Source organism: Rhodococcus sp. (in: high G+C Gram-positive bacteria), assembly GCF_049299235.1.
GTDB lineage: Bacteria > Actinomycetota > Actinomycetes > Mycobacteriales > Mycobacteriaceae > Rhodococcus.
Map to the genome: position 1 here is coordinate 1 of NZ_JBAQXC010000057.1, position 10,998 is coordinate 10,998.

Sequence of the window (10,998 nt, forward strand, 5' to 3'; positions counted from 1 at the left end):
GCTCGGCGCGCTCGAGCGGGCCTCTGCCGCCGAGATTCACCTGAACACGACGGCGTCCGCGCTGCACCGTGCCGGCAGCCGATGGTCGATCGATCCGATCGGCGAGGTCGACGGGGTAGTGCTCGCGGTACCCGCACCGCAGGCCGCGGCGTTGCTCGCCGGCGCGGTCCCAGCCGCGGCCGAGCACGCGGCCCTGATTCCGCTGGCATCGTCGGTGGTCGTCGCGCTGGCCCTGCCGCGCGAATCGGGCCTCCCCCCCAACTCCGGGATCCTCGTCGCGACCGGTGAGAACCTGTCGGCGAAGGCGTTCACACTGTCCAGCCGCAAATGGCCGCACCTGGCCGAACGCGAGGTCGAGCTGGCGCGCGTGTCCTTCGGGCGGTTCGGGGACGCCGCGCTCGTCGACGCCGACGCCGATCGGCTGATCGCGCTGGCACGCGCAGACCTGGACACCGTCACCGGTGTGACCGCAGAACCCGTCGCCGCGTTCGTCCAGCGCTGGCACGGCGGTCTGCCGCAGTACCGCGCCGGACACGACACGATCGTGGCGGCACTCGAAGCCGCGGTCGCCGACGTCGACGGCATCGAAGTGGCCGGGGCGATGATGCACGGTGTCGGGGTCCCCGCGTGTGTCCGAACAGGCACAACGGCCGCTGCACAGCTCACGATACGAGTGGCAGGATAGGGATATGGCACGTCTCGATTACGACAAGCTCAATTCGACCCTGCGCTACGCGATGTGGTCGGTGTTCCAGGTGCGACCGGGTGTCCTCGGCGACGACCGCACCGAGGCGCTCGAGGATCTGCGGAAGTTCCTCGCCTCCTACGAGAACACCGATGTCGTCGTCCGTGGCATCTACGACATCGCCGGTATGCGTGCCGACGCCGATTTCATGTTCTGGACGCACGCCGAGCACATCGAGGATCTGCAGAAGTTCTACGCGGACTTCCGACGTTCCACGATCGTCGGGCGGGCGAGCACGCCGGTGTGGTCCAACGTGGCGCTGCACCGTCCCGCGGAGTTCAACAAGAGTCACCTTCCGGCGTTCATCGCCGACGAGACCCCCGGCGACTACATCTGCGTGTACCCGTTCGTGCGGTCCTACGAGTGGTACCTGCTTCCCGACGAGGACCGTCGCCGCATCCTCTCCGAGCACGGCAAGGCCGGCCGTGCCTACCCCGACGTTCGGGCGAACACGGTCCCGGCGTTCGCTCTCGGCGACTACGAATGGATCCTCGCGTTCGAGGCGCCGCAACTCGACCGCATCGTCGATCTCATGCGTGACCTGCGGGCCACCGAGGCCCGCTACCACGTGCGCCTGGAGATCCCGTTCTTCAGCGGCCCCCGCATCGACGCCGACCGACTGGTCAACGCACTACCCTGAACGGATGCCGGAGCAGGACGCCGAGTCGAATCGACCGGGGCACTCACACATTTCGCCCGTGAGGTACTCACACATCTCTCACTGGGGGATGTACGAGGCGGAGGCGGTCGGCGGTGAGGTCACCGCGGTACACCCGTATCCCGGGGACACCGACCCGTCGCCGATACTCGGCAACCTGCCCGGCTCGGTGCGGCACCGCTCTCGCATCACCGGCCCGGCGGTGCGCCGCGGCTGGCTCGAGAACGGGCCGGGCCCGAACAGTCGCCGTGGCAGCGACGAGTTCGTCGCAGTGTCGTGGGAAGAGCTCACCGAACTGCTCGCCGTGGAACTGCGCCGGGTCGTCGACAATCACGGCAACCGCGCGATCTTCGGCGGCTCGTACGGCTGGTCGTCACCGGGCAGGTTCCATCACGCGCAAAGTCAGGTGCACCGGTTCCTGAAGATGCTCGGTGGTTACACCCGGTCCGTGCACAGCTATTCGCTCGGTGCCACCGGGGTGATCATGCCCCGGGTGGTGGGCGCGCACTGGAAGCTGTTCGCGCGCTCCACCAACTGGGATGTCATCGCCCGCGAAACCGAACTGATGGTGTGTTTCGGCGGGGTTCCGCTGAAGAACACCGCGGTCAACGACGGCGGAACCAGCAATCATCCGACGCGCGATGCACTCGACCGACTGCGGGCCCGCGGTGGGCGCATCGTGTCGATCAGCCCACTGCGCGACGATCTGCACGGCGACGCCGAATGGCTGGCCCCACGTCCCGGTAGCGATGTCGCGATCATGCTCGCCCTCGCCTATGTGCTCGCCACCGAGGATCTCGCGGACCGAGGGTTCCTCGACCGCTACTGCACCGGCTACGACAAGTTCGAGGACTACCTACTCGGTCGCAGCGACGGAACCCCGAAGACCCCGCAGTGGGCTGCGGAACTGTCCGGGCTCGACGCCGGCACACTCACCGATCTCGCCCGTCGGATGGCGGGCGGGCGCACGCTGATCACCGTCACATGGTCACTGCAGCGGGTCCGTCACGGTGAGCAGGCGCCGTGGACGGGTGTGACGCTCGCCGCGATGCTCGGGCAGATCGGTGTGCCGGGCGGCGGGTTCGGGCACGGGTACGGCTCGATGAACGAATCGGGTCTGGCGCCGGTGCCGTACCCGCTGCCTACCCTGTTCCAGGGGCAGAACCCGATCGACGAGGCCATCCCCGTCGCGGCGATCTCGGATCTGTTGCTGCGACCGGGGGAGCAGTACGACTTCGACGGGCAGCGCCGCACGTTCCCCGATACCCGTCTGGTGTATTGGGCCGGCGGCAACCCGTTCCATCATCATCAGGATCTCGGCCGGTTGAAGCGGGCGCTGACACGCCCCGACACGATCGTCGTGCACGATCCGTATTGGACGCCGATGGCCAAGCACGCCGATATCGTCGTGCCGTCCACCACGTCGTTCGAGCGCGAGGACCTTTCCTGTACCCGCAACGATCCGCTGCTGGTGGCGATGCACGCCACGACGCCTCCCTACGCGCAGGCCCGCGACGACTACGACACGTTCGCCGCGCTCGCACACCGATTGGGATTCGGTGCGCAGTTCACCGAGAACCGCAGCTCACGGCAGTGGATCGAGCATCTGTACGAGCAGTGGCGCGGTTTCGTGCTCGCCGACGGCGGTGATGCCCCCGAGTTCGACGAGTTCTGGCGTCGCGGTCACGTGCGGATGCGGACCGAGGACGACCTGACCTTGTTTCAGGATTTCCGTGACGACCCGGACAAGTTTCCGCTCCGCACACCCAGCGGGCGCATCGAGATCTTCTCCACCGACATCGACGGTTTCGACTACGACGATTGTGCGGGCCACCCCACCTGGTACGAACCGGACGAATGGCTCGGCGGACCGCGCGCGGGACAGTTCCCGCTGCATCTGATCGCGAACCAGCCGCGTACCCGCCTGCACAGTCAACTGGACCACGGCGCCACCAGCCAGGCGTCGAAGATCCGTGGTCGGGAACCGCTCCGGATGCATCCCGGTGCCGCAGCGGCGAGGCAGATCGCGGCCGGCGACGTGGTGCGGGTGTTCAACGATCGCGGCGCGTGCCTCGCCGGCGTCGTACTCGACGACGGGATGCTCCCGGACGTTGTGCAGTTGTCCACCGGAGCGTGGTACGACCCTCTCGATCCGTCGGATCCGGATTCGCTGTGCGTGCACGGAAACCCGAACGTGTTCACGCCGGACGTCGGCACGTCGTCGCTGGCTCGGGGTTGCACCGGGCAACACGTGCTGGTGCAGATCGAGCGGTTCGAAGGCGATCTGCCCCCGATCCGTGCCTACGATCCACCCGTCGTGCGCGACCGCTGACACGGGCGCTGACTCGGGCGGGCGACGGTCAGCCTTCGAGCGCCGCCTGCACCTCCCGCAGTGTCCGTGCCGACGCGCGCAGTCCGACGCGTTCCTCGTCGGACATCGCTACGTCGAGTACTCGGGTTGCGCCACGGCTGTCGACGACCGTCGGCAGCGACAGACACACGCCGGACAGGTCGTCGGAGTCGGTGTGGAGCGTGGACACCGGCAATACCCGATGCTGGTCACGCAACACCGCCTCGATGATGCGGGCCGTGGACAGTCCGATCGCCAGGTTGGTCGCGCCCTTGCCCCGGATGATCTCGTAGGCACTATGGACCACCTGCTCCGAGATGTCGGCGCGGGTTGCGGCGTCGAAACTCGTTCCGTCGTCGGCAATGAACGCGGCGGCGGGTACCCCGCCGATCGTCACACTCGACCACAGCGTGATCTCCGAATCGCCGTGCTCACCGACGACGACAGCATGCACGTTCTCCACCGCCACACCTGCTCGCTGTGCGACCAGATGCCGCAACCTGCCCGAATCGAGCACGGTGCCCGACCCGAAGATTCGGCCTGGTGCGACGCCGGCGGCGGCGATCGCCGCGTGGGTGACGATGTCGACCGGGTTGCTGACGAACAGGACGACCGCGTCCGGTGACTGCTCGAGCAGTGTGGGCGTCAGGGTCTGCACCAGTGCGACGTTCGCCGCGGCGAGATCGAGGCGGGACTGTCCGGGCTGCTGTTTGGCGCCGGCGGTCACCACGATCATGTCCGATCCGGCGGTGACGGCAAGGTCGTCGCCACCTTCGATGCGGCACGGTGGCGCGAACTGGGTGCCGTGATTCAGGTCGAGTACCTCCGCGCGGACCTTGCCGCTGTCGGTGTCGTACAACGCCAACGATTCGGTCGAACCTCGGATGAGGCACGCATACGCGATGGCGGTGCCCACCGAGCCCGCGCCGACGATCGACAGTTTCACCTTCGGTCTGCCCGCGCTGCGATGTGCCATGCCCCGATCCTCCCGGCTGCGACCCGAACCCGCATCCCGGAGGGCGGGTATCACTCCGAGAGCAGACGCAGGGAGATCGAGTTGATGCAATACCGCTGATCGGTCGGGGTGGGATAGCCCTCACCCTCGAACACGTGCCCGAGGTGACTGTGACACGACGCGCAGAGCACCTCGACGCGGCGCATCCCGAGCGAATCGTCGGACCGCAGGATCACCGCGTCGGAATCGGCGGGGTCGAAGAACGACGGCCACCCGCACTGTGAATGGAACTTTTCGCTGCTCCGGAACAATTCGGTACCGCAGGCGCGGCACGCGTAGACACCCTCGGTGTCGGTGTCGGTGTACTCGCCGACGAACGGACGTTCGGTGCCGGCACGGCGAAGTACCGCGAACTCCTCGGGGGACAGCAACGCACGCCATTCGTCGTCGCTGCGTTCGACCTTCGGTGCGGGTTCCGGTCGGGGTGCGGAAGTCATGCTGCCGAGGTTAGTCGCGGACGGCGGGTGAGGCCACGCGCTCCTCGGGTTCGGTGGAGTCGCCGTCGATCGCAGGGGTCGACGGCGGCAGCAGAAACGCCGGTTCGATTCCCGAGTCGAGTCGGTCTTCGCGGCGCGCGGCGAGATACCGGTCGAGCAATACCGCGAATATGACGATGATCAGCAGGGACCACCCGAAAGTGGTCTTCATGTATTCGGCGGCACGGCCCATCTCCGGCCAGCGGAGGGATAGCCAACTGTCGTAGCTGAGGAACCCGTACACGGCCAGCCACGCCGGCCAGTTGCGCATCACCGAGTTCGGCAGCACCACCGTCATCAGCAGCGGGAACAGCATCATCGAGTAGTACATCTGGCCGAGCGATCCGAGCAGGAACGAGGCGGTCAGCAGCAGACCGGTTGCGGTGCCGACGAAGAACAGTTCGTCGTGGCGGCAGTAGCGATACAGCAGCCACAACGACACCAGGACCATGATCCCGAGGACGGCGCGGAGCCCAAGGACGAGCCATGCGGGCAGGCCGTAGTACATGCCGTTTCCGACGATCGCACTGTTGAAGTAGTCGCGGGCCTCGAGGAGATAGGGCGTTGTGTGTTCGACGAACTGCCACGCGTCGACGGACAGGGGCCATGCAATCGCCATCAGCGCGATGGGCACCCCGACCGCGGTGATGAACACCTTCCACTGTCCGCGGACCAACGGCAGGAACAGTAGTGGTGCGAGAACCGGTTTGACCGCGAATGTCAGGCCGAGTACCGCGCCTGCCCACAGGTCGCGACGCTTGAGCAGCAACGTCAGGAATGCGACCTCGCCGAACAGCACGAGCCCGTTGATGTTCGTGAACACCAGCGTGTTCGTCACCGTTTCGGACGTGAAGGCACCCAACACGAGGATCGGCGCCACGACCGAGTCGAGACCGTAGCCGAACATGCGCAGAAGTAGATGCAGCGCGACGAGGATGGCGATCGCGTTGGCGAGGATGAACAACCACCGGGAGCGTTCCGGGTCGATCACGGCGATCGGCGCCATCAACAATGTGCCCGACGGCGGATACAGGTAATGCGGATCGACCCATTGGAAGTTCGCGGTATACACCGGCTGCCGGTTGAGGAATGCCAGCGCGGCGTTGTACACGGGTGTGAAGTCGTCGGTCCGGAACCCGTTGACCGCTTTGATCACGACCCGGTGCAGAACCGTGAGGACGGCCAACGGCCACAGAACGCACTTGACCACCTCCGCGGTGGTGCGGGCGGTGCGGGGCTCGAGACGACTGAGGAACACTACGGCACGGTACACCGGAACGGCCGGCTCGTGATCGGCCCGCCCCCGACGAGCGGTCGTCGTCACGCCGGGCAGAGGCTTCCGTTGGGCGGTAGATCTCCGGTCTGCAGATACGCGCCGACCCGGGATTGGGCGCACGCCGAATGCAGAATCGCCGCATAGCCGGCGCCCTGCCACGACACGACCGCCCACCGGGCGCCGACCGCGGTCAACGCGCCGGTGACCGATTCGAGTCCACCGCCCCCGACGATCGGATCGGCAGCCGCTCCGAGCACGAGGACCGGCACGTCCACCCGGTCGGGCAGTGGTGGCGCAGGCATGCTCGGCCACGCCGAGCAGGCCGTCAGTCCGGTTGCGGCGTCCGCGCCGAACAACGGGTAGTTCGATCCCCAAGCGCGCTGCAACTCCAGGGCGCGTGCGGGAGTCGGCCTGCGTTGGGTGTCACTGCACCGGGAGACGAACTGCCCGGCGGTCGACAGTTGGGCCTCGGCAGGATCGACCAGTTCGAGCAGCGGCATCACATTGCCGTCGCGGGCGGCGGACAGCGCGTCGGACAACTCCCGCACCCGGGCTTGCAGATCGCCACCGGGGCTACTCAGGATCGCGGTCACCGCGGTCAGCATCGCGTTCGACGACAGCGGTGCCAGCTCACCGTTCGCGGCTTTCGCGTGCAGTTCCTCCAGGACCGTCCGAGGGTTGGCGCCGAGCGAGCACTCCAGGGCGACACACCGGCGAGCGAACGCGTCGACCGCGGCTTCGGCGCCACGCGCCCGGCTTTCCGCGAGTAGTTCGGCGTCGGCGCTCGCGCCGGCCGGGGAGTCGAGGATCAGCCGACCCACGTTCGCCGGATACTCGGCGGCATAGGCCAGCGCGACCGTCGCGCCGTTGCCGACACCGAGCAGCCCGATGTGCTCCACGTTCCAGGCCAGGCGCAGCTGGTCGAGATCGGCGGCGGCGTGACTCGCCCCGAACATGAGTTCCTGGGGCTGCAGATAGTCGGTGCATGCGATGGTCGCCTGGCGGCCGAGTTCCGCGACCCGGGTAGGCCCGTCGCCGCTGCGGCCGAACTGGCCCAGGTCACCGAGCGCGCGGAGGTCGGCGGGAAAGACACAGTCGATGGGCTGCGACGCGCCGATCCCGCGGCGATCGACCGCGACCACTGGGCGGTCGGCGAGCACACCGGACATCGGTCCGGTGGAGAGGGCGGCGAGTGCAGTGCTGGACGGCATGTCCGTGCCGGTCGTGAGTACGAGCGGTGCGACATCGGCCGGGGTCTGCGGCACACGTGCTCGCAGCACGGCGAGCGGGAATGTTCCCGGGACGTTCCCGGCCGCGTCGATGGGCGCGGTGATCTCGGCGCAGTCGAGGATCAGCCCGGTCGGGCCGGGCGGAAGTTGCCGGGCCGTGAGAGTGTCGGCGGTGCACTCGCGCCACGCCAAGTCCTCGCCGGGTACCGGGAGTTCGGAGGTGACAGCACCCTCCTGCTCGGGTTCGGGTACGGCACCGCCACCGACGTCCTGAACGACGGCGACGTCGGGTCGTGCCGACGGCCCCGTCCCGCAGGCTGCGACCGTCGACGCGAGTGCGATCAGGGACACCGCGAGCACACCGGTTCTGCGCATGCCGACAGCCTGCCAGGTCGGTGCGTTCCGGGTGCGCACCGGTCCGCGCGCACCGCACGCGCACGAGTGACGGGCGTGCTGGTCGGGAGGTGAAGAATGGGTGACGGGGATGTGAAGTAGGTCGCAATCCCCGGTTGGTGTACGTGTGGCCTCACCACCGGCCCTTACCCTGGAGGAATGCAGGAACGTCTCGTCGATCGCAGTCCCGTGGTGCCGGCCGAACAACTGGTTGCACAGCTCGTGCCGCCGGCGATGTTCGACGAGGTGAGCTTCGCGTCGTACATCCCCGACCCGAACCAGCCGAGTCAGGCGGCCGCGGTCCGTGCTGCCGAGGCGTTCGTCGGCAAGGTCGGGAAGATTCGCGGCGGCAAGCGTGGTCTCTTCGGACGGAAGGCGCCGTCCACGGGTGCCGGGCTGTACCTCGACGGCGGGTTCGGTGTCGGCAAGACCCACCTGTTGGCGTCGATCTTCCACAGCTCCCCGTCGCCCAGGGCGTTCGGAACGTTCGTCGAGTTGACGCACGTGGTCGGTGCGCTCGGTTTCAACAAGGCGGTCGAGGAACTCTCCACCCACAGCGTGCTGTGCATCGACGAGTTCGAGCTGGACGATCCGGGTGACACGATGCTCGTTTCGCGTCTGCTGACCGAGCTGTCCGCGCGTGGGGTGTCGATCGTGGCGACCTCGAATACGCTTCCCGGCCAGCTCGGTGAGGGCAGGTTCGCGGCGCAGGACTTCCTCCGCGAGATCAAGAAGCTCTCGTCGATCTTCGAGACTTTGCGTGTGGACGGCCCGGACTATCGGCACCGCGACCTGCCACCGGCGCCGGAACCGATTGCGGCGAAGGAATTGATCGAACGCGCCGAGACGGTTCCCGGGTCCACTCTCGACGATTTCGACGAATTGTGTGCGCATCTGAGCACCTTGCATCCGTCGCGTTACGGCAAACTCGTCGACGGTGTCACGGCCGTGTTCCTCAACGGTGTGCATCCTGCTCAGGACCAGTCCGTCGCGTTGCGGCTGGTGGTGCTCGCCGATCGGCTGTACGACGCGAGTATCCCGGTGACGGTGGCCGGGGCGAAGCTGGATGAGATCTTCACTCCGGAGATGTTGGCCGGTGGCTACCGCAAGAAGTACCTGCGTGCGACGTCGCGGCTGCTGGCGCTCTCGCGTTTCGAGGTCACCGCGGGCTAGCGCGAACTTCCGGATGCTGTGCCGGGGGTGGGTGCGCGTGGTCTCTACAGTTCGCGCTGCATGACGTAGTCCTGGTGCTCTTGCGAGCCCACCAGGAAGGTGCGCGTGCCGACAGTCCGGAAACCCTGTTTGATGTAGAAGCGCTGGGCTCGTTCGTTCCCCTGGTTTACGCCGAGCCACAGTCCCGCCCGCCCGGTTGCGGCGGCACGTTCGACGAGCGCGGCCATCAGGGCTGCCGACACACCGGTGCCGTGCCGGCCGGGGAGCACGTACAGCTTGCTGATCTCGATGGACGGTGTCGCAGTGATCATCGCTGCGATCAGTGGGTCGGGCGGCGGTGCGTCGATCGCCATGAGATAGCCGACGATTTCGCCTCCGATGCTCGCCTTGAGCACGATTCGTGTGGGGTCGGTCAGATATTCGCCGAATCGCTCCACCGAGAGTGTCCGAGCGATGAAGTCGGCGATGTCGTCGCCGTGTGCTTCGGGAGGGCACGCGAGCGGGAACGTGGTGGCCGCGACGTCGGCGAGCGTTTCGGTGTCCCAGATGCCGGCCTGGGCAACGGAGATCGCGGACTCGTCGATCGAAGTCGTGGGCATGGGTCCAGTAGACCATCAGTTCCCGCATCGGACGCCGGCACCAGCGGACTTCGGCTGGAATCGGACGCTGTCGTGTAGCCGGAGACGGCCCCGAACATGGCTGAACCCCAGCCTTGGATGGGGGGTCATGGCTGGGGTTCATTTACCATCGGGGGGGATGGCACCCTCGTGCGATACATGAGGGGTTCCTCAGGTTCCAACTTTTGCGATCACGTTTCGATCACGTAGCCCCACCGCATGCGGGTTGCGATTTGCTGCTCGAGGCTCTACTGTGACTTGCCATGAAGCGCGTACTCGTAGTTCACCGCCGTAGCGGGGTCTGATTCGGACCGACCCCTCGCTGCGGGTCGTTGAGCTACCTGTCGGTCCTTCCTTCTCGTGGAAGACCACCTTCGATGAACGCCTTCACCTCAATCGCTTCCGATCGTCGTCCCGCCGCTGCCCGTTCATTCGGTCCCTGCGCCGACACCGATCGCGCCACTTCGCTCGATCCGTTCGCTGCTCGGTTCGGACGACCCGTGCCGCTCGCATTGCGTGCCGAGGCTGCGGGTACGTCCTGGACGGACTTCGCCGCGACCTACGCTCCGCGGCGCGGACCGCTGCACCTGGGCAGGTGGAGCGCTGTCGCACTGACCGGTGGATTGTGCGCCTACGAGGCGACGTTCGCGCTCCACGGAGCGATCCACAGCAGCGCCGCCGTTGCGACCGGCCCGGTGTCCGCGATGACGGGGATGATTCACGAACTCGGCTTCCGCCTCGAGATCCGTTCGTTCCACCGGCTGGACATGGGCGAGTACCACGGGACGTTCCTGCTGTGCGAGTCCGACGACGAACGCACGTGCTGGGCGATGGGTCTCGGTTCCACGGCCGCGGAGTCGACCCTGCGGGCGATGACCGCAGGAATCAACCGCCTGTACGGCACACGCTGATCTGCACGGCCCCGAAGACAGCCGCGCGCAACCGGCAGCGCGCGGCTGTCTTCGGGATCGGCGGCGTGTAGATCGTGGCTAACCGAACGACGATGACCCCCTTCGAATGAAGGGGGTCATCGTCGTATTCTGGTGCGCGATACTGGGATTGAACC

10 protein-coding genes and 1 pseudogene are annotated in these 10,998 nt (G+C 67.0%); 5 read left to right on the forward strand and 6 right to left on the reverse strand.

Annotation, left to right across the window (positions count from 1 at the left end):
* The 3 genes and pseudogenes from WAX14_RS03095 to WAX14_RS03105 form a co-directional block, all read left to right on the forward strand.
* Positions 1-685: pseudogene (locus WAX14_RS03095) on the forward strand (protoporphyrinogen oxidase); the annotation flags it as partial.
* A gap of 4 nt (positions 686-689) precedes the next feature.
* Positions 690-1,385, forward strand: coding sequence for a hydrogen peroxide-dependent heme synthase (gene hemQ / locus WAX14_RS03100; RefSeq protein WP_422626627.1), 696 nt, complete (start codon positions 690-692; stop codon positions 1,383-1,385).
* Between the two features lie 4 nt (positions 1,386-1,389).
* Positions 1,390-3,735, forward strand: a complete 2,346-nt coding sequence (locus WAX14_RS03105) for a molybdopterin-dependent oxidoreductase (protein WP_422626628.1) — start codon at positions 1,390-1,392, stop codon at positions 3,733-3,735.
* A 28-nt stretch (positions 3,736-3,763) separates the two neighbouring features.
* Here WAX14_RS03105 and WAX14_RS03110 read toward each other — a convergent pair whose 3' ends face one another.
* The 4 genes from WAX14_RS03110 to WAX14_RS03125 all read right to left on the reverse strand — a co-directional run bounded on the left by WAX14_RS03110 (position 3,764) and on the right by WAX14_RS03125 (position 8,124).
* Entirely contained in the window at positions 3,764-4,729 is a 966-nt protein-coding gene (locus WAX14_RS03110) for an L-lactate dehydrogenase (protein WP_422626629.1), read from the reverse strand.
* A gap of 50 nt (positions 4,730-4,779) precedes the next feature.
* Positions 4,780-5,205: a peptide-methionine (R)-S-oxide reductase MsrB gene (msrB, locus tag WAX14_RS03115; RefSeq protein WP_422626630.1), complete on the reverse strand. Its 426-nt coding sequence runs from the start codon at positions 5,203-5,205 to the stop codon at positions 4,780-4,782.
* Between the two features lie 10 nt (positions 5,206-5,215).
* On the reverse strand, positions 5,216-6,502 hold the full coding sequence (locus WAX14_RS03120) for a glycosyltransferase family 87 protein (RefSeq protein ID WP_422626631.1): 1,287 nt from the start codon (positions 6,500-6,502) through the stop codon (positions 5,216-5,218).
* Positions 6,503-6,564: 62 nt separating this feature from the next.
* A complete protein-coding gene (locus WAX14_RS03125) occupies positions 6,565-8,124 on the reverse strand; it encodes an alpha/beta fold hydrolase (RefSeq protein ID WP_422626632.1) in 1,560 nt (519 codons plus the stop codon).
* A gap of 177 nt (positions 8,125-8,301) precedes the next feature.
* Here WAX14_RS03125 and zapE point away from each other — a divergent pair, with 177 nt between their 5' ends.
* Positions 8,302-9,315 (forward strand): cell division protein ZapE, encoded by a 1,014-nt coding sequence (gene zapE / locus WAX14_RS03130; RefSeq protein WP_422626633.1) that lies wholly within the window; start codon positions 8,302-8,304, stop codon positions 9,313-9,315.
* Positions 9,316-9,359: 44 nt separating this feature from the next.
* Here the strand turns inward: zapE and WAX14_RS03135 are convergent, their stop codons facing one another.
* Positions 9,360-9,914 carry a GNAT family N-acetyltransferase gene (locus tag WAX14_RS03135; protein ID WP_422626634.1) on the reverse strand — a complete coding sequence of 185 codons (555 nt, stop codon included), beginning with the start codon at positions 9,912-9,914 and terminating at the stop codon, positions 9,360-9,362.
* 518 nt (positions 9,915-10,432) lie between these two features.
* On the opposite strand from WAX14_RS03135, the gene WAX14_RS03140 reads away from it, so the two are divergent.
* Entirely contained in the window at positions 10,433-10,843 is a 411-nt protein-coding gene (locus WAX14_RS03140; protein ID WP_422626635.1) for a 2-isopropylmalate synthase, read from the forward strand.
* Here the strand turns inward: WAX14_RS03140 and WAX14_RS03145 are convergent.
* A partial coding sequence (locus WAX14_RS03145) for a hypothetical protein (RefSeq protein WP_422626636.1) occupies positions 10,818-10,998 on the reverse strand: 181 nt, incomplete at its 5' end. The two genes, WAX14_RS03140 and WAX14_RS03145, sit on opposite strands and share 26 nt — an antisense overlap.

What these genes read in the sequence shown, in the direction of transcription:
- hemQ (WP_422626627.1), top strand. Translation starts at nt 690, where the DNA reads ATGGCACGTCTCGATTACGACAAGCTCAATTCGACCCTGCGCTACGCG.
- WAX14_RS03105 (WP_422626628.1), top strand. Translation starts at nt 1,390, where the DNA reads ATGCCGGAGCAGGACGCCGAGTCGAATCGACCGGGGCACTCACACATT.
- WAX14_RS03110 (WP_422626629.1), bottom strand. Translation starts at nt 4,729, where the DNA reads ATGGCACATCGCAGCGCGGGCAGACCGAAGGTGAAACTGTCGATCGTC.
- msrB (WP_422626630.1), bottom strand. Translation starts at nt 5,205, where the DNA reads ATGACTTCCGCACCCCGACCGGAACCCGCACCGAAGGTCGAACGCAGC.
- WAX14_RS03125 (WP_422626632.1), bottom strand. Translation starts at nt 8,124, where the DNA reads ATGCGCAGAACCGGTGTGCTCGCGGTGTCCCTGATCGCACTCGCGTCG.
- zapE (WP_422626633.1), top strand. Translation starts at nt 8,302, where the DNA reads ATGCAGGAACGTCTCGTCGATCGCAGTCCCGTGGTGCCGGCCGAACAA.
- WAX14_RS03135 (WP_422626634.1), bottom strand. Translation starts at nt 9,914, where the DNA reads ATGCCCACGACTTCGATCGACGAGTCCGCGATCTCCGTTGCCCAGGCC.